Origin of the sequence: Streptosporangium sp. NPDC020072, assembly GCF_040631445.1 — a bacterium.
In the GTDB taxonomy this organism is placed as follows: Bacteria; Actinomycetota; Actinomycetes; order Streptosporangiales; family Streptosporangiaceae; genus Streptosporangium.
On record NZ_JBEYAB010000010.1, the window covers coordinates 329,748 to 347,647 of the forward strand.

The 17,900-nt window shown below is 67.2% G+C and carries 16 protein-coding genes and 2 tRNA genes; 12 read left to right on the forward strand and 6 right to left on the reverse strand.

The genetic code is table 11. The features are described from left to right. Positions 1 to 108 precede the first annotated feature (108 nt). Both ABZ470_RS25570 and ABZ470_RS25575 read left to right on the forward strand, forming a co-directional pair. Positions 109 to 441, forward strand: coding sequence for a hypothetical protein (locus ABZ470_RS25570; RefSeq protein WP_362914314.1), 333 nt, complete (start codon positions 109 to 111; stop codon positions 439 to 441). A 126-nt stretch (positions 442 to 567) separates the two neighbouring features. After that, a complete protein-coding gene (locus tag ABZ470_RS25575; protein ID WP_184718892.1) occupies positions 568 to 837 on the forward strand; it encodes a WhiB family transcriptional regulator in 270 nt (89 codons plus the stop codon). Between the two features lie 1,342 nt (positions 838 to 2,179). Here ABZ470_RS25575 and ABZ470_RS25580 read toward each other — a convergent pair. Both ABZ470_RS25580 and ABZ470_RS25585 read right to left on the reverse strand, forming a co-directional pair. Next, the gene (locus tag ABZ470_RS25580; RefSeq protein WP_362914316.1) at positions 2,180 to 3,517 is read right to left on the reverse strand and encodes an AarF/UbiB family protein; all 1,338 of its coding nucleotides are present in this window, start codon (positions 3,515 to 3,517) and stop codon (positions 2,180 to 2,182) included. 61 nt (positions 3,518 to 3,578) lie between these two features. Beyond that, positions 3,579 to 4,682, reverse strand: a complete 1,104-nt coding sequence (locus tag ABZ470_RS25585) for a ThiF family adenylyltransferase (RefSeq protein ID WP_352016222.1) — start codon at positions 4,680 to 4,682, stop codon at positions 3,579 to 3,581. A gap of 177 nt (positions 4,683 to 4,859) precedes the next feature. Between ABZ470_RS25585 and ABZ470_RS25590 the strand changes: the two genes are divergently transcribed. The 3 genes from ABZ470_RS25590 to ABZ470_RS25600 all read left to right on the forward strand — a co-directional run bounded on the left by ABZ470_RS25590 (position 4,860) and on the right by ABZ470_RS25600 (position 6,919). Beyond that, positions 4,860 to 5,645, forward strand: coding sequence for an enoyl-CoA hydratase/isomerase family protein (locus tag ABZ470_RS25590; RefSeq protein ID WP_352016221.1), 786 nt, complete (start codon positions 4,860 to 4,862; stop codon positions 5,643 to 5,645). Positions 5,646 to 5,786: 141 nt separating this feature from the next. Further along, positions 5,787 to 6,299 (forward strand): M48 family metallopeptidase, encoded by a 513-nt coding sequence (locus ABZ470_RS25595; protein WP_352016220.1) that lies wholly within the window; start codon positions 5,787 to 5,789, stop codon positions 6,297 to 6,299. Then, complete coding sequence (locus tag ABZ470_RS25600; RefSeq protein ID WP_362914319.1) at positions 6,296 to 6,919, forward strand: DUF2064 domain-containing protein; 624 nt, start codon at positions 6,296 to 6,298, stop codon at positions 6,917 to 6,919. The genes ABZ470_RS25595 and ABZ470_RS25600 overlap by 4 nt, the downstream gene beginning before the upstream one ends. A gap of 11 nt (positions 6,920 to 6,930) precedes the next feature. Here ABZ470_RS25600 and ABZ470_RS25605 read toward each other — a convergent pair whose 3' ends face one another. From ABZ470_RS25605 to ABZ470_RS25615, 3 genes are all read right to left on the reverse strand, one after another. Then, the gene (locus tag ABZ470_RS25605) at positions 6,931 to 7,926 is read right to left on the reverse strand and encodes an endonuclease/exonuclease/phosphatase family protein (RefSeq protein ID WP_352016218.1); all 996 of its coding nucleotides are present in this window, start codon (positions 7,924 to 7,926) and stop codon (positions 6,931 to 6,933) included. 71 nt (positions 7,927 to 7,997) lie between these two features. Beyond that, positions 7,998 to 8,543 carry an NUDIX domain-containing protein gene (locus ABZ470_RS25610; protein WP_352016217.1) on the reverse strand — a complete coding sequence of 182 codons (546 nt, stop codon included), beginning with the start codon at positions 8,541 to 8,543 and terminating at the stop codon, positions 7,998 to 8,000. Further along, on the reverse strand, positions 8,540 to 9,781 hold the full coding sequence (locus ABZ470_RS25615; protein ID WP_362914331.1) for a zinc-dependent metalloprotease: 1,242 nt from the start codon (positions 9,779 to 9,781) through the stop codon (positions 8,540 to 8,542). Before ABZ470_RS25615 ends, ABZ470_RS25610 begins: the two co-directional genes overlap by 4 nt. Before the next feature lie 130 nt (positions 9,782 to 9,911). Here ABZ470_RS25615 and ABZ470_RS25620 point away from each other — a divergent pair, with 130 nt between their 5' ends. The 7 genes from ABZ470_RS25620 (at position 9,912) to ABZ470_RS25650 (ending at position 16,676) form a co-directional block, all read left to right on the forward strand. After that, the gene (locus ABZ470_RS25620; RefSeq protein WP_352016272.1) at positions 9,912 to 10,985 is read left to right on the forward strand and encodes an NAD-dependent epimerase/dehydratase family protein; all 1,074 of its coding nucleotides are present in this window, start codon (positions 9,912 to 9,914) and stop codon (positions 10,983 to 10,985) included. A 109-nt stretch (positions 10,986 to 11,094) separates the two neighbouring features. Then, positions 11,095 to 11,520 (forward strand): molybdenum cofactor biosynthesis protein MoaE, encoded by a 426-nt coding sequence (locus ABZ470_RS25625; protein ID WP_352016215.1) that lies wholly within the window; start codon positions 11,095 to 11,097, stop codon positions 11,518 to 11,520. A gap of 79 nt (positions 11,521 to 11,599) precedes the next feature. Continuing rightward, a complete protein-coding gene (locus ABZ470_RS25630) occupies positions 11,600 to 12,646 on the forward strand; it encodes a PDZ domain-containing protein (protein WP_352016214.1) in 1,047 nt (348 codons plus the stop codon). A 229-nt stretch (positions 12,647 to 12,875) separates the two neighbouring features. Further along, positions 12,876 to 15,821 carry a UPF0182 family protein gene (locus ABZ470_RS25635; RefSeq protein ID WP_352016213.1) on the forward strand — a complete coding sequence of 982 codons (2,946 nt, stop codon included), beginning with the start codon at positions 12,876 to 12,878 and terminating at the stop codon, positions 15,819 to 15,821. A gap of 62 nt (positions 15,822 to 15,883) precedes the next feature. Beyond that, positions 15,884 to 15,960 (forward strand) — tRNA-Met (locus tag ABZ470_RS25640). A 131-nt stretch (positions 15,961 to 16,091) separates the two neighbouring features. Beyond that, positions 16,092 to 16,168: transfer RNA gene (locus ABZ470_RS25645), tRNA-Met, on the forward strand. Between the two features lie 88 nt (positions 16,169 to 16,256). Next, positions 16,257 to 16,676 carry a PH domain-containing protein gene (locus tag ABZ470_RS25650; RefSeq protein WP_362914321.1) on the forward strand — a complete coding sequence of 140 codons (420 nt, stop codon included), beginning with the start codon at positions 16,257 to 16,259 and terminating at the stop codon, positions 16,674 to 16,676. A 278-nt stretch (positions 16,677 to 16,954) separates the two neighbouring features. Here ABZ470_RS25650 and ABZ470_RS25655 read toward each other — a convergent pair whose 3' ends face one another. Beyond that, positions 16,955 to 17,359: a hypothetical protein gene (locus ABZ470_RS25655; RefSeq protein ID WP_352016211.1), complete on the reverse strand. Its 405-nt coding sequence runs from the start codon at positions 17,357 to 17,359 to the stop codon at positions 16,955 to 16,957. Between the last annotated feature and the right edge of the window lie 541 nt (positions 17,360 to 17,900).

A 17,900-nucleotide genomic window follows, 5' to 3' on the forward strand; every position in this document is an offset into this window, starting at 1 on the left:
ACTGCAGGTAGAAAATATGTTGCCCCTCCCTGTCGCCGGGGTTTAGGGTCATGCTCAAGCAAGTCGGACGCTCCTGTCCGACGATCCACGAATGGAGGTGAGTCCGCTGTGAAGAACATTCTGATGCCGTCCCAGTCTGGGCTTACCTTCATGACCCCTGCCATGACCCTGTCGTTCGGCACGAGCGCCATCCTCGCCGATGGTGCCGCGGCCAGACTCCGACAGGAGATCCAGGTCCAGCGGGAGGCCCAGCTCCGGCAGGACACGACTGTCCGTACCCAAGTTCTCGGCAGCCGACCGGCCACTCCGGCCGCCTTTAAGGCGGCAGGCGCAGGCGCCGTTCTGGCTCCTGAGGGCGGCAGCTACGCACTGACCAAGCACACCGGCAATGGTGGACGGCGTGGTCCGTATTCCTGGAGGCAACCTCCGGTCATAACCTGACCGAAGAAGAGCCTTCAGGCCGCGGATCCGCACCCAGGATTCGCGGCCTTCTTGTTTGTCCGCGTTGTTCCTGTCCCCCCACCTAGAGGTAATCGAAGACCAACACCTAACTGAGAGGTGAAGCAGATGGGGGCCCAGACGATCATGGACCTGATCGACGAAGCCGCAATCCCCTGTCGTACCGACCCCGACCTCTGGTTCGCGGAGTCTCCGGAGGACGTGGAGTTCGCCAAGGCACTCTGCGGAGGCTGCCCGATCCAGCAGGCCTGCCTGGCCCGCGCGCTTGAGCGCGAGGAGCCGTGGGGTGTCTGGGGCGGCGAGCTCATCCTGAGGGGCGCCATCGTCCCGAGGAAGCGCCCGCGTGGCCGTCCCCGCAAGACCCCCGTCGCCGCCTGACCGGCGCGGAACCTGATCAACCAAAAAGACCGTATGTCCCGAAAGGACCACTTCCGATGACCTACCCCAACAGCGCCACCGCCGGTTTCGACATGCTGCCTATGCAAGAAGAACTGGTGAGGGACCGAATACGAACCCTTCACCGGGAGGCGGAGGAGCAGCGCATCGTGACAGGCATACTGCGCCTGAGGCGCGCCCGCCGGAACGCGGAACGCGCCTCGGCCCGGCTGCGGCACGTACTCCTGCACCTCGTCTGATCGCCACCGGCCACCGTCGATCGCCGTCGATCGCCGTTGATCACCATTGATCAACGGCGCTCGTCGGCGATGAGCGCCGGTCAACGGTGATGAACGCCGGTGAACACCACTCAGTTCGGCTCTGGTAAGCGACACGCGGCACGGATCCACGCCGCGCGTCGCCGCTCGCCGTTGATCAACAGCAAGCGGCGACGATCAACGGCAACACAGTCGCGAACAGCGACGAGCAGCGGTGAACAGCGACGAGCAGTCGGGCCCGAACATTCCAGGCCCAGGCATTCCAGGCCCAGAAATTCGGGCCGGGAACGGGCCGCCGGCTGAGCGCCACTTCCAGGCAAGAACCACTTCCAAGGGGTGACTCCTTCCCCGGGTCACCCCTTTCGCATGTTCTCCCCCAGCAGGGACCCCGACCGAGGCCCCGAAAACGCGCGACGCTCTCGAACAGGTGGCTCTCCTGGACGTGTGGCCTCTCCGAACACGCGCCCCAACACGCGCTCCAAACATGTGACCCCGAGCATGTGGCTTCCCCGAACGTGTGTTTCTCCCAAACGTGTGACCCCCCGAGCGCGTGATTCCCCCAAACACATGGTCCCTTGAGCGGAGGCCTTTCTGGAAGCGCAGATCTTTCGGATACACGGTCCTTTCGAACCTGTGATATCCCACAGGCAGCCGACGCTTCCGAGAAGTTTGATCTTTCGAATATTCGGCCCTTTCGGATGCGTGTCCCTTTTCGTGCAGCCGTACTCTTCAGGGCACGCCGAACCCTTCCATAGGTACGGTCAAACCGCCCCTGACCAGGCGAGTCTTTCTTGAACGGGCCATGTCGCCCCCGGGCCGTACGGCCAATCCCCCAAGGCTCAGGTGAGGAGAAGAATGACCAAAAGGAACGGTGCTGAGGTGCAAGGAAGAAAAAGAGCACCAGGACAGCCGAGACCGGTCAGGAGCTACCGGGATCAGGTGGGCTCCATGGGTCTCGGAGCGTCGCGGAGGTCATGGCATCGTGGATGACGTGTGGCTTCGAAACGGATCTCGGAAAGAATGGGGATCTGCTTCAGAACGAAATGGACTCGGAATAGGGGGAGCTGTCAGCTCGCGGCGATCGCCTGCTCTTCGGGGTCCTCCTCGACGAAACCGGGAACCCAGCGGATCACCTCCTCGCGGAAGGGGGCCGTGGCACCGAGCTGGCAGAGCACGCCCAACCCCGCCGCGTGCACACGGTGGATGAGGACGTACGACACCGGCAGGTTGAGCTGGCGTGCCACGTTTCCCGGACGCAGGTCCGTCACCGTGGCGGCCTGCTCCCGCAGCCACTCGCGGCTGAAGGTGAACTCCTCGACCGCGGTCGGCTCGACATAGGGGGCGAGGAAGGCTCGCAGCGCCTCGGCGTCCACCTCGATGTGGGGAAGGATGAACCCTTCGTCGCGCAGCCCCTGAATCACGGTCTCCATGTCGCCGTTGTTGAAGATCCGGGTGAGCTTTCCGAAGGCCGGGGGGTAGCCGTCGGGCAGCCGGTTGACCGCGCCGAAGTCGAGCACGCACAGCCGCCCGTCCTCGACGACACGGAAGTTTCCCGGATGTGGATCGGCGTGGAGCATGCCGACCCGCGCGGGCGAGCAGAACAGGAATCGGACCAGTTGGAGACCGGCACGGTCACGTTCCTGCTTGGTGCCGTCGCTGATGATCCGTGACAGCGGGACACCCTCGACCCACTCGGAGACGAGAACCTGCTCGTTGGCCGCCACGACATCCGGAATCAAGAAGTCGGGGTCGTCCTTGAACTCCAGGGCGAAGGCGTGCTGAGCCTCTGCCTCCCGCAGGTAGTCGAGCTCTTCGGCGATCCGCTCACGTAGCTCACTGAGGACGGACTTGATGTCGAGCCCGGGAAGCAGCACCCCGAAGAGCTTGCCGAGCCTGGCGATCTGATTGAAGTCGGACAGCAGTGCCTTGCCCGCGCCGGGATACTGAACCTTGACGGCGACCGTTCTGCCGTCGTGCCAAACGGCCTTGTGCACCTGCCCGATCGACGCGGCGGCGGTCGGACGGTCCTCGAACGACTGGAAGTTCTCCCGCCAGTCGTCGCCCAACTGCTCGACGAGTACCTTATGCACCGTCGCGGCGGGTAGCGGTGGCGCGGCGTCCTGGAGTTTGGTGAGGGTCGCTCGGTAGGGGCCGACGACCTCGGCGGGAAGTGCCGCCTCGAAGATGGACAGAGCCTGGCCGAGTTTCATCGCCCCGCCCTTGAGTTCTCCCAGAACCTTGAAGATCTGCTCGGCGGTGCGTTCCTGTATCTCCTGGGCGACGATCTCCGCGGACTTGCCCCCGATCCGCTTCCCCAGTCCGAGGGCGGTACGGCCGGCGAATCCGATCGGCAGGGCCGCCAGCTTGGCGGATCGCGCGACAGCGCGGCGCGGAAGGTCACTCACCTTGGCTCGCGGCGTTTCCCCCGTGGTGAGACACCGCTCCCTCCCTTCGGTGTGGTGTCTGTCAGCCGCGGTCAGCAGCCGACGCGACCATTGTTGGCGAACCCAACTCGTTTCGGAAGCAACGACATCGAGGATGAATACTCCAGGATCGCCGTTTCCATCGCCAGTCAGGCAATACATCCGTTGTGCCGTTGGTCACAGCGGACTCCTCCCCGTCGAGGAAAGCGAGCGCGTGCCCAGTCGCCACCGCCGCGACAAGAGACGACATGACCACGCCACACCCGATCTCCCCCGCGGGCAAGCCGCCAGGACGGGCACTGACGACCGGCCATCCCGGGTCACGATCGCGTCGCGTCAAATCTAGACACCGTAGACAGGTGCTCTGTCCAGGCAGCACCAGAGGACCGATGGACCCCAGGTCCTCGTAGGCGGTCACGAGCAGGTGGGGGATCCGTCGGGACATGAGCTCGTCGATCAGCAGGTCGTCGAGGGGGTCGACCGGTGAGAGCACCACCAGGTCAGGTGCCCTGGCACCGTCGGCCAGCCGGGCGGCCCGATCACCGGTCCACGCGGTGATGGAGGGTGCGAGCCGCTTCACCAGCTCGACCGCGCCCTCCTGCCTGCTTCTGCCCACCTGCGTCCAGGTCAGGCCGCCCGGTGTGACGTCCCGGCCGCGGGCCGTACCGGAGTCGACAACGCACAGGCCGCCTACCCCGGAGGCGGCGAGGAGGGCGGCGATCTGCGCGCCGACACGACCCGCGCCGTACACCCGCACCTGGACGTCCCGCCTGCGTTCCAGCACGGCAAGGCCGCCGTCCGTCGTGCCGGGGGTGAGGGAGAGCGCCTCCAGATCGGGCTGGAGCAGGTCTCGCTCGGCGAGGGTGAGCAGACGGAGCGGACCGGGTGGCGCCGCCGCGTCGTCGACCACCCCCTGGTCGATCAGCAGGTCGAGCAGGGCGCGGCCGTTCTCCCTGCCGAGCCCTGCCTCGTCCGCCCCGGCGAGCACCCCTTCGACGTCGCGCACGCCGTCGAGGCTCTCGACCCAGCGGCGAACCTCGGGCTCCAGGTCGGTCAGCACCACCGCGTGCCTGGGGCGCAGACCGAACTGCAGGGTGTGCTCGTCGCGCGCGACCCGACGCAGAACGGGCTTCAGACGTGGTCTCATGTGACCGCCTCTCCTCAGGGAGCCCGAAGGCCAGAAGGGGAGGACCCCGGGTGGACGCGGAGCGTGAGTTTCCGGTCACCCGGTGGTCCCGGGGCAGTCAGAGTGCCACGCCCTCAAAAGATCGCGAAGACGTTTCCCGCCGCCTGTGGATAACTTCCGGTGTACTACGCTCCCGCCATGGACGAGCTCTTGATCGACAGGCGCGACGACGGCGTCGTGGTGCTCACCCTGAACCGCCCCGACCGGCGTAACTCGATGACGGACGGCATGACGGAGCAGTGGCGGCTGGCGGTCTCCGACCTGCGTCGCGACAAGGATGTGCGATGCGTGGTCGTCACCGGGGAGGGCAGCGCGTTCTGCTCGGGAGGAGACCTGTCCTGGCTCGCCGACCGGGGAGCGGAGAGCGTGCCCGTCCTGCGTGACAGGATGCTGGGCTTCTATCGGACCTGGCTGTCCGTGGCGGACCTGGAGGTACCGACCATCGCCGCGGTCAACGGCGCCGCCGTCGGAGCCGGGCTGTGCCTGGCCCTTGCCTGCGACCTGGTCTACGCGGCGGAGGAGGCCAAGCTGCTGGCCCCCTTCACCTCGCTCGGCCTGCACCCGGGAATGGCGGCCACCTACCTGTTGCCCAGGGTCGCCGGGGTCGGGGTCGCCAGGGAGATGCTGCTCACCGGCCGCACCATGCTGGGCGCGGAGGCGGCGGCATCGGGGCTGGTGACCAGGGCGTTTCCCCGAGAGACGCTGATGACGCAGGTGCTGGAGATCGCTTCGAGGACCGCGGCGAACGCCCCCGTCGCCACCCGGCTCACCAAGGTGGCCCTTGCGGGCGGTGGGCACGCGGACCTCGACGCCGCGTTGCGCTGGGAGTCTCTCGCCCAACCCGTCACCATGGCCTCTGACGACCTGCTCGAAGGGTTGGCGGCGCAGCGGGAACGACGGTCCCCGAGATTCGGCGGCTCCTGAGGGGATCGGCGGTCCGGTTAATTCCACGGGCTCCAGCCATAACCGATCGGTCTTGCTGAACAATCGACGAACAGGGATTGACCAGCCAGAACGTGTTCGGCCCTCTGGTGTGAATTCGTGATTCTCGGCTACCGTTCATATGTGCCCCCCGAGACAGTCGAGGTCCGTCGAAGTTCTCGTCGTCGGCGGACCGTATCCGCGTACCGCGACGGCGAGAAAACGATCGTGCTGCTCCCCGCCGGGCTGAGCAGTACCGACGAGGAGCAATGGGTGCGCCGGATGCTCGACCGGCTGGCGGCCAAGGAGCAGCGAAGACGCCCCTCCGACGACGACCTCTTCGAGCGGGCGAGCGAGCTCTCGGCACGTTATCTCGACGGGCGGGCAAGACCGTCGAGCGTGCGCTGGGTCGACAACCAGCAGCACCGCTGGGGCTCGTGCACCCCGGATCACGGCACCATCAGGATCTCCACACGGCTCCGGGGCATGCCGTCGTGGGTGGTCGACTACGTGATCATGCATGAGCTGGTCCACCTGCTCGTGCCCAGCCACGGACCTCGTTTCTGGGCGCTGGTCGACCACTACCCCAAGGCCGAACGGGCACGCGGCTTCCTTGAGGGGTTCTCCATGGCGGCGGGCGTCGCGGAGGAGTGTTGACCTCAGAGCGTACGGAGGACCGCCTGGTCGCGGTCGTCGTCACATCGTCGATGTCGGCCGGGGCACCACCGGGGATCGACCCCGGGAGCTTCCTGACGGCCGTCGTCGAGGACACCTACGAACTCGTCAGCACCCTCGACTTCGTCACCCCGGTCCTCGTGACGAGCGTGCCCGGGATGGAAGAGGTCGTCTGGCCGGGCACCCCGGTCCTTGAGATCCCCGAGCTTTCCGGAGCACCCCTGGTCAGGGCCGCGTTCGAGGTGGTCTCGGCCGCCGCGCCGTACGCGGGCCAGGTGGTTCTGCTGAGCGGGGACGCCCCTGACCTGCCGCCGCTGCTGATCGGCAAGCTCTTCCGCGCGCTTGGCAGCGCGGGGCTGGCCGTCTGCCCGGCCGTCGAGGGCGGGGTCGTCGCGATCGCCACACGGACACCGTGGCCCGACTGGGCCGAGATCGGCTTCGACGACCCCGAGCCGGTCAGGACCCTGCGCACGCTGGCCCCTGCCTCCTGGCGGGTCGCGACCGGCCCCGGCTGGCACCGTCTGCGCGCTCCCGCCGACGTCCACAGGCTCGACCCCGGCCTTGAGGGCTGGGACAACACCCGGGCGTTGCTGTCGGTCTGAGAAGACCGGGCTCAGATCGAAGGCAGGCTGAGGTCGGCGAAGACCGCCCTGTGATCGGTGCCGGGGACGGTGTGGATGCTCACCTCCCGCACTCCGATCCGCTGGTCGACCACGACATGGTCGATGGTGATGACCGGCGGAATCCTGCTGTTGACCGGCCAGGTCGGAACCAGCCCCTGGCCGGTCCGATCAGCCGAGTCGGCGTAGCCCCGGCTGACGAAACGGCGCATCGCGGCGTGGTCGAGGCTGGCGTTGAAGTCACCGGCGAAGATCCGCAGCCGATCCGGGGAGGCGTCGGGGAATGCGGCGAACGCCGCGCTCCACTCGTGCACCTGGCTGCCCAGCGGCGGGAAGGTGTGCACGTCGACGAACTCGATGTTCCCCACCCCCGGGACGCTGAGCACCGCGGCCGGCATGTTGTGCCCGATGGGCTGGAACAGGTTCTCCAGCGGGGCCAGCGGATAGCGGGAGAAAAGGCCGCTGCCGCTGGCGCTCCAGGCCGTCTGCAGCACGCGGTGCGACATGACGTCCTTCAGCCCGGCCGCGTCGAGCTCCTCGACCATCCCCGGTGTCAGCTCCTGAGCGCTCAGCACGTCCGGCCGCAGCCGTCTGACCAGGTCCATCACCGCGCCCGGATCGGCGTGACCGAACAACATGTTGAGTGTGAGCACCCGCAACGGCGCTCCGGAGGGAGGCTGCGCCGAGGCGAACGCGCGGGGCAGGACACTGAGCCCGAGCGCCGCCGTGGTGACCAACGCCACAGCCGTGGCGGCACGGCGGCGGGTCGCCGCGGCCAGGAACAGAGGTAACAGCGACCCGGCCGCCGCGTACGGCGTGGCCGTCATCAGCTGAGCGGTGAGTGAGCCACGTTCGAGACCGGTGACCCTGGCCGCAGCCCAGGCCGCGAAAGGAGTGAGCGCCGCCCAGACCAGAGCGCTGGGAATCCGGGGCGAACGTCGTCGTCGTACCGGAGTCAGAATCGCGCCACCGGCTGTGTCCGTGCTCACTACGCCTCGATTCATCGGTCACCCAATGTGACGACATTATCGATGGTCGTGTGAGCCGAACATAAACCGGTTCAGATCTGGCGCATCACCTCACGGGCACGCCTGGCGAGCCTACGGGTCGCCTCGTCGGAGAGCTCGGGGATCTCCTCGATCGGAAACCACCGCAGGTCGAGGGACTCTTCGCTGATCACGGCCTCCACGTCGGCGGGGGCGACCGCGCCGTACTCCACGTCGAGATGGTGGCTGTGCGGGGGGTGACACCAGACCTTGTGGCGGTCGAGGGCGAGCGGACCGGGAAGCAGGCGCAGACCGGCGATGCCCGACTCCTCGGTCGCCTCCCGCAGCGCGACGCCGTCGAGTGAGACGTCCCCGCGCTCACAGTGCCCGCCCATGGGCAGCCACATCCCGGCCTTGGGGTGCAGCGTCAGCAACACCCGCTCGCCGTCGTGGGAGATCACCGCGGTCGTGGCCGTCAGATGGCCGGGTACGCACTCCCGCCACATCGCGTCCTCATGGGCCCGCACATGATCGAGGAACTCCCTGCGCAGGCTCTCCTCATCGGCCGTGGGCGCCTTCCAGGCCGCGAGAACCTCCTGCGCGTGCGCGTGCAGGCTCACGCGGCGCCGTCCTGGGGGTCGTCGTTCCCCTTTTCCGGCTCCTTCGGGGCCTCGCCGAGCGACGCCTCAAGGGAGGACAGGTCCAGCTCGGGCTCGCCCCTGACGAAACCCTCGGGATTGTCCAGATCATCCGCGGTCGGCATCAGGTCGGGATGGCTCCACACCGCGTCCCGCCCGTCGATGCCCCGGTCGCGCTCGATGGCCTGCCACAGGGCGGCCGCCTCACGCAGACGGCGCGGACGCAGCTCCAGGCCGACGAGCGTGGCGAAGGTCTGCTCAGCGGGACCGCCGGTCGCCCTGCGACGCCGTACGGTCTCGGCCAGGGCGGCCGAGGAGGGCAGTTTGCCTTCGGCGGCACCGTCGACGACCGTGCCGACCCAGCCCTCGACCAGCGCGAGCATGGTCTCAAGGCGCGCCAGAGCGGCCTTCTGCCGCTCGGTCTCCTCGGGCTTGAGCAGGTTGCCGCCGCTCAGCACCTGCTGGAGCTGCTCGGGGTTGTTGACGTCGAGGCCGCGCAACTGCTCCTCCAGCGCGGACACGTCGACCGTGATGCCCCTGGCGTACTCCTCGACCGCGCCGAACAGGTGCACCCGCAGCCACGGCACGTGCTGGAACAGCCGGTGGTGCGCGGCCTCGCGCAGCGCCAGATAGATCCGGATCTCCTCGACGGGAGTCTCAAGCCCCTGACCGAACGCGGCGATGCCGCCGGGCAGCAGGGCGGCGTTCTCCGACAGCGGAAGGCCGATGTCGGTGGAGCCGACGACCTCACGGGCCAGAGAGCCGAGGGCCTGGCCGATCTGCTGGCCGACCAGCATGCTGCCCATCTGCTTCATCATGCCCATCAGCGGCCCGGCCATCGCCTGAGCCTCGGCGGGCAGACCCGTCGCGCCGAGCGTGCCGCTCATGGTCTCGACCATGCGGGCGGCGACCGGATCACACAGCTGCCGCCACACCGGGACGGTCTTCTCGATCCACTCGGACCGGCTCCACGCCTGCGGGTTGTTCACCCCGCTGGGCAGCGTGGTCGCCTCGTTCAGCCACAGGTCGGCGAGGTTGAGCGCGTCCACGATCTGGCGCCGCTCGCCTTCCATGACACTCGGATCGCCTTCGGCGGCCACGACGTGCCGGGCGATATTCTTCGCCATGTCCCAGTTGACGGGACCGGAGCTCTGCGGGGCGGACAGCATGTCGGCGAACTGACGCATGGCCGCCGCGATCTGCTCCGGGTCGCCGAACATGGCGAACGGATTCTCGTTGGGGTCGTTTTCCCGACCTGGCAAGTCAGTCACCGCTCTACCTCGTGCAGGATGGAGGAGTCCACAACCGCCACGTTATCCGTCGCATGGTGGGTCAGTGCAAAGTGAGGACCTGGTGCCTACCTCGAAACGCCCCCGGCTCCCGGTCGTCGCCGTAACCGGCGCGGCCTCGGGGATCGGCCGTGCCTTCCTCTCGAAGGTCGCCTCGTCTGCGGATTTCCGCAGAGTCGTGGCCATCGACGAGCAGCGCGGCGACGTACCCGACGTCACCTGGAGGGTGCTCGACGTCAGAGATCCGCTCTTGGCGAACCGGGTCTCCGACATCGACGTGCTCGTCCATCTGGCGGGCGACTACGCGCTCGACGCCGACCCGGCCGAGCGGCGCGCCTACAACCTGCGCGCGGCACAGACGGTGCTCACCGCCTCGGCCGCCGCCCGGGTGCGCCGCGTCGTGCTGGTCACCAGCGCCATGGTGTACGGCGCCGCCCAGGACAACCCCGTCCCACTGCCAGAGGACTCCGCGGTCGCGGCCGAGCCGGACACCGGCATCGTCGGCGACCATCTGGAGATCGAGGCGCTGGTCAGGAGATCACTGCGCAGCCATCCCGGCCTTGAGGTGACCGTGCTGCGCCCGGCGGCCGTCGTCGGCCCAGGCGTCGACAGCGTGGTCACCCGCCACTTCGAGGCCCCCAGGCTGCTCAGCGTCAAGGGCTGCAGCCCCCGCTGGCAGTTCTGCCACGTGGACGACCTGATCTCGGCCCTTGAGCTGGCCGCGCTCGGCTCCGTCTCCGGCGTCGTGGCGGTCGGCAGTGAGGGCTGGCTCGAACAGGAGCAGGTGGAGGAGCTCTCCGGTCTGCGCAGGTTCGAACTGCCCGCAGGACTGACGTTCGGTACGGCCCAGCGCCTGCACCGCCTCGGTATCACCCCGGCTCCCGCGACCGACCTGCACTACGTGGTCTATCCCTGGGTCGTCGACTGCGCCGGGCTCCGCGACGCCGGGTGGAAACCGGCCTGGAGCAACGAAGCGGCCCTCACACAGCTGCTCGAACTCCGCGAGGGCAGGCACGCGGTGGTCGGTCGTCGGCTGTCCGGCAAGGAGGCCACGCTCACCGCGGCCGGTGCGACCGTCGCGGTCCTCGGCACGGCGGCGATCGTCCGCGCCGCCCGCAAGAAGCGGCGCGTCTGAAGCCCTCCCGGGGGCGTGTCCCGAGCACGCCCCCGGCCGTCGCCGTCCCGGCCGTGCCTCCCGTGCCCGAAGCGGGGGAGCTCCCCGCCCGCCGGGTAGCCTTTGAGCCGTGAATGTCATCCGCCTGCTCGGCATCCGCGACACACCGCTCTCGGTGGACGAGGTGTTCTCCGCGATCGGCGACCACGCCGCGGGCGGCACGGCGATCTTCGTGGGCACCGTGCGTGACCACGACCACGGCAAGTCCGTGACCCGCCTGTCCTACTCCGCGCACCCCAGTGCGCAGGAGGAGCTGCGCCGGGTCGCGGAGAAGATCGTGGCCGACTTCCCGATCACCGCGCTGGCCGCCGTGCACCGGGTCGGTGACCTCGACCTGGGCGACATCGCCGTCATCGTCGCGGTCGCTGCTCCCCACAGGAGCGAGGCGTTCGAGGCCTCCCGGCGCCTGATCGACGACCTCAAGGCCGAGGTTCCCATCTGGAAGAACCAGGCCTTCGCCGACGGCTCGACCGAATGGGTCGGAAGCTGCGGCTGAGGAGCGATCCTTACAATCTGGAAGGTGACGGCGCGGGGGTGCGGCCTTCTGACCGGTCACACGGAATAGGCTTCCTCCCATGTCCCGACGAGCGCTGACATTGATGGTGGCAGGCTTCCTCACGCTTCTGCTCGGCGTTGTCGGCGCCCTGCTGCCCGTGCCGTACGTCGTGCTGAGTCCGGGGCCCACGGAGAACACCATCGGTGACGTCAAGGGCAAGCCGGTGATCAGCATCGAGGGCCGGGAGACCTACCCGACAGACGGGAAGCTGAGCCTGGTGACCGTCGCCTACCAGGGTGGCCCGGGCAACAGGATCGATCTGTTCAGGGCGCTCAGGGGGTGGATCGACCCCACGGTCGCCGTCGTGCCCGAGGAGACGATCTTCCCGCCGACCAGCACGGCCGAGGAGGTCGAGCAGCAGAACTTCCAGGAGATGACCAACTCCCAGGACGACGCGACCGCGGCGGCGCTGACCGAACTGAAGATCCCCTACACCTCGGTCGTCACCGTGGCCTCGACCCAGAAGGGCCTGCCCGCGGACGGGCACTTCCAGACCGGCGACGAGATCGTCTCCGTCGACGGCGTCCCCGCGACGGACAGGGAGAGCGTCTCCGGCATCGTCCGCAGGCACAAGGCGGGCGAGACGGTCACCTTCACCGTCAACCGCGGCGACCGCAGCCTCACCGTGGCCGTCCCGACCGTGGCGGCCAAGGACGGCACGCCGATCGTGGGCATCACCATGCGGATCAGCTACAAGTTCCCCTTCAAGGTGAAGATCAACGTCGGTGACGTCGGCGGTCCGAGCGCGGGCATGATGTTCTCCCTCGGCATCGTCGACAAGCTCACCCCCGGTCCGCTGACCGGCGGCAAGTCGATCGCCGGGACCGGGACGATCACTCCGGAGGGCAAGGTCGGCCCGATCGGCGGCATCTCGCAGAAGATGGTCGGCGCCAGAAGGTCGGGGGCGACGGTCTTCCTCACGCCCGCGGACAACTGCGCGGAGGCGGTCAAGTCGGTCCCCGACGGGATGCGGCTCTACAAGGTGAGCACGCTGCACGACGCGGTGAAGGCGATCGACGCGATCCGCACGGGAACCGGCTCCATACCGACCTGCTCGGCGAGCTGAGAGCGCCCCTGCGTACGGTCTCGGGCCCGAGAACGACGTCGGGGCACTCATCCGAGGTCTCACGCGTTGACCCGTTGAACCCTGGAACCTGCAGGGGATGTGGCCGGACCCTGCCAGAGCGGCTTAGCACGGCCGTACCCCCACCGGTGTAGGTTTCCAGACACGGACCGTGCTCTTTTACGACAAGGGGTTGGCCTTGAGCTTCCGGACCCCCGGAGCCGGTAGGGCGATGCGCTTGCCCCGCCGGCCACGACTGCTGCTTCCTGTCGCGATAGCGATCGTCGTGATCGTCGCGCTGTTCTTCCTCTTCGCAGGTATATACACCGACTACCTGTGGTACGACTCGGTCGACTACACAGCGGTCTTCTCCGGTGTGGTCGTCACACAGATCCTGCTCTTCTTCGTGGGCGCCGTGCTCATGGTCGGCCTCGTGGGCGGCAACATGCTGCTGGCCTACCGCGCCAGACCCATGTTCGGCCCCGGAACGTTCGGCGGCGCGAGTGGCGCCGACCGCTACCGGATGGCCCTCGACCCGCACCGCAAACTGATCTTCCTGATCGGCGCCGGAGTGCTGGCCCTGTTCTCGGGATCATCGCTCGCGGGGCAGTGGAAGACGTGGCTGGAGTTCTTCAACGCGACCCCGTTCGGTGAGAAGGACGCGCAGTTCGGTATCGACCTGTCGTTCTTCATGTTCACCTATCCCTTCATCAGGATGGTGCTGAACTTCCTGTTCACCGCGGTCATCCTGTCGGCCGTCATGGCGGCGATCGTGCACTACCTGTACGGGGGCTTCAGACTGCAGTCGCCCGGCGTGCACGCCTCCCGCGCGGCCAGGGTGCACCTGTCGGTGCTGCTCGGCGTGTTCGTGCTGCTGAAGGCCGTCGCCTACTGGATCGACGGATACGGCCTGGTCTTCTCCGACCGTGGCTTCGCCTACGGTGCCTCCTACACCGACGTCAACGCGGTGCTGCCCGCCAAGACCATCCTGGCGATCATCGCCCTCATCTGCGCGATCCTGTTCTTCGCCGGCATCGTACGGCCCGGCGGCATGCTGCCCGGTGTGGCCTTCGGCCTGCTGGTCCTGTCGGCCATCCTGGTCGGCGGGGTCTACCCGGCTCTCGTGGAGCAGTTCCAGGTCCGGCCGAACCAGCAGGACCGTGAGCAGCCGTACATCAAGCGCAACATCGAGGCCACCAGAAAGGCCTACGGGATCGACAAGACCGAGGTCATCGAGTACGCCGCCCAGGGCGACGCCTCCAAGGTCAACGTCACCACCGACAGCTCCATCTCCGGTGTACGGCTGCTCGACCCCAACCTGGTCGCCAAGACCTACCAGCAGAAGCAGCGCATCCGAGGCTTCTACGACTTCCACGACCCGCTCGACGTCGACCGCTACCCCGACGAGACGGGCAAGCCGCGCGACACCGTCGTCGCGGTACGCGAGCTCACCGGGCCGCCGAGGGAGCAGGACAACTGGATCAACCGGCATCTCGTCTACACCCACGGCTACGGCTTCGTGGCCGCGCCCGGCAACAAGGTCGACTCCCAGGGTCTGCCCGACTTCGACGCCAAGGACATGCCGGTCACCGGCTCTCTGGCCGACCGGATCGGCCTGAAGGAGTCGCGGATCTACTTCGGAGAGTCCCCGGCCGCCCCCGAGTACGTCATCGTCGGCGGTGACAGGAAGGTCGGCCAGGAGCTCGACTATCCGGAGAGCAGTGGAACCGGTCAGCAGAACACCACCTACACCGGCAAGGGCGGCGTCCCCGTCGGCTCGTTCTTCAACCGCCTGCTCTACGCGGCCAAGTACGGTGAGACGAACCTGCTGCTCTCGGGAGACGTCAACGCCAAGTCCAGGATCCTCTACGAGCGCAACCCGCAGGACCGCATCGCCAAGGTCGCGCCGTTCCTGAGCCTCGACGACAACCCCTACCCGGCCGTCATCGACGGCAGGGTGGTCTGGATCGCCGACGCCTACACCACCTCCAACTCCTACCCCTACTCCGACAGCAGGAGCCTGGAGTCGATGACCCGCGACACGGTCACCGACCCACGCCAGGTGGTGCAGCAGCCGCGCGACAACATCAACTACATGCGCAACGCCGTCAAGGCCACGGTCGACGCCTACGACGGCACGGTCACGCTGTACGCCTGGGACGAGAAGGACCCGATCCTGCAGACCTGGCGCAACGCCTTCCCAGGGATCATCAAGCCGAAGAGCGAGATGTCGGAGTCCCTCAAGCAGCACCTGCGCTACCCGGAGGCGCTCTTCAAGGTCCAGCGTGACGTGCTTTCCCGCTATCACATCCAGGACCCGGACGCCTTCTACAGCGGCCAGGACTTCTGGAACGTCCCGAACGACCCGTCCTCCGGCGGACACGACATCAAGCAGCCGCCGTACTACCTGTCGGTCAAGATGCCCGACACCCAGGAACCCACCTTCTCGCTGACCACCACGTTCGTGCCACGCCAGGGGCCGAACCTGGCCGCCTTCATGGCGGTCGACGCGACACCGGGTGACGACTACGGCAGGCTGCGCATCCTGCGGATGCCGTCGAACACCACGATTCCCGGCCCCGGTCAGGTGCAGAACAACTTCCAGAACAAGTTCTCCGGTGAGCTCAACCTTCTGGGCATCGGTGGGGCGAAGGTCCGCTACGGCAACCTGCTCACCCTGCCGTTCGCCGGGGGCCTGGTGTACATCGAGCCCGTCTACGTGGAGACGGCGGCCTCCTCGGGACAGGAGCCCTACCCGATTCTCCGTCGGGTCCTGGTCTCCTTCGGAGACAAGGTCGGCTTCGCCGAGACCCTCCAGGGTGCGCTCGAACAGGTCTTCGGCAACAGTGCTCAGCAGAACAAGCCGGAGACCAGACCCGATGTCCCCGCCCAGTCGAACACCGTGCTGAGCCAGGCCATCGGAGAGGCCCAGAAGGCCTATGACGACGCCCAGCGTGCCCTGGAGGCCAAGCCGCCGAACTGGACGGCCTACGGCGAGGCTCAGAAGGCGCTGAAGGAGGCCCTGGAGAAGGTGAAGAACGCCTCGGCCTCCACAGCCCCTGCCGCGACCCCGTCGCCGACGCCGAGCTCGTCTCCCTCGGGGACGGCAACCCCTTCGGCGACTCCGTCAGCCACCCCTTCGACCACGCCGACACCGTCTCCCTCGCCGAGTTCCTAGGGGCACCGCGGCTATTGAGTTCGCATTCATCGCCAAAGCCGGGTAGTGTGAAAGCACGCCGACGCGGGGTGGAGCAGCTCGGTAGCTCGCTGGGCTCATAACCCAGAGGTCGCAGGTTCAAATCCTGTCCCCGCTACCAAGGGAAGGCCCTGATCTCTCAGAGATCAGGGCCTTCTTCCATTTCATCCCATGCTTCAAAGGAATCGATTGCCCCGGCCTCGTATCGATTTGCTCTTGGCGGTGGAGGCCGATAGTGTTGAGACATACCGACGCGGGGTGGAGCAGCTCGGTAGCTCGCTGGGCTCATAACCCAGAGGTCGCAGGTTCAAATCCTGTCCCCGCTACCAAGGGAAGGCCCTGATCTCTTAGAGATCAGGGCCTTTCACTTTGTTCCAGACAGGACACCCAGCGGTTAGCGTGCAAGGTGTGGCTGACATGTCAGGACCGACCCTGCGCTGGAGAGTGCGTAGAGAACTGCTCATCGTCAAGGTCGTTGCGGCGCTCGCATTCGCGGTGCTGGCCGTACTGAATCTGGACGACCCACGCGGGACGATCCTGGCGGGCGCCGCAGCCCTGGTGGCCGCCACCCTCGCCCTACGTGACCTCCTGGCCCCGGTACGGCTCAGTGCGGACGGCGAGGGACTCATCGTGGTGCGAGGCTTCTCCGGCGCCCAGAGAGTGCCGTGGAGTGCGGTCGAACGGATTCGTGTGGACACTCGGACGCGCTTCACTTCCCGCACGGAACTCCTGGAGATCGACACAGGAGAGGAGATCTTCCTCCTCAGCAGGTTCGACCTTGGAATCCCGTGCCGGGAAGTGGCGGATGAACTGCGAGTGTTCAGAACCGGCTTCTAGTCAGGCCCTGACCCTACGGTGCCGCGCTTTGTGTCGGGGGCGGAGGCGAAGCAGCAGGAACGTCTTGTGCAGTGACCAGCCGATGAGGAAGGCCCCGAAGACACACTGTCCGAGACTCGTCCACATTGGTCTTTCGGCCGCTGCGAACACCACCACGCCAACCCACAGGACGCCGAAGACCCCTACGAGGGTCGTCGCGCCCCAATCCAGCCCCCGCTGCCACATGCCTGAAGTCTTACAGATCTTGGTTCAAGCCCAGGTCAACGACGCGGAACGCCTCATCTGGGGAGAGTGCGACTTGTGCCGGCACACCTGCGAACGCGCGGCCCGCCTCCGGTGGTGACCGGCGCGGGGGCCTGTTCGAGCTGGGTCAGCAGCGTGGTCGCGGTACGGACGTCCAGCAGGATCTGGTCCACCTCGACCTCGGTAGCGGGGAGCTGGCCCTGCCGGGCGAGTTCCTCGGTGATGTAGGAAAGCGGGTTCGCGCGCCCGGCCGCCTCCGCGGCGGCCGTCGCACGGGCTGCGGTGAGAAGACGTAGATGTTCGGCGCGGAGCATGGCCTCACGCATCCGCGCGTCCTCAAGATCACTCAAAAGGGACCTGGCGACCCTGAGCAGATCACCGGGGCGATCGGCTTCCGCATCGATGTGTGCGCGGATGTCGTCGAACTCTGAACGGGTCATGGTGCTCACCTCCACGGTGGAGTCAGAATCCTGACCCTCGTGCCAACTTCGTATCCGGGGGCGATTGCGAACGGCTTGATAAGCGCTTGCGCGGTCGACTCCCTACGAACGTTTGGGACGCGCAGGTGCTGGGGATGGTTGGCAAGTTGTCTCTGGGACCCGTGGGGCCTGGTAATGTTCTTCTCGCAGAGCGGCGAGCCGCAGAGGCCGAAGAGCTTCGAAGACAGCGACCCGCTCGGTACCCCACCTCCTTGCTCCGGCAGTCGTTTGTCTGAATCGTCCACGGACGATTGGACAGAAGCCGGATGTCAGAGTAAGTTGGAAGGGTTGCTCCGGAGACGGGGTGAGCGAGATCCTAGCGGGTCTGGTGGGTTGGTGTCGAGTGGCTGCGAAGGCGGCGGGTTGACACGGACCGGCTGGAAATGATAGGATGGGAACACGGAAGCTTGTGCCCCTGAAGTGGTCGCACCGGGTGGTGTGGCGGCGGACGGTGAACGCGTCCGTTTCTTGAGAACTCAACAGTGTGCTAAAAGCCAGTGCA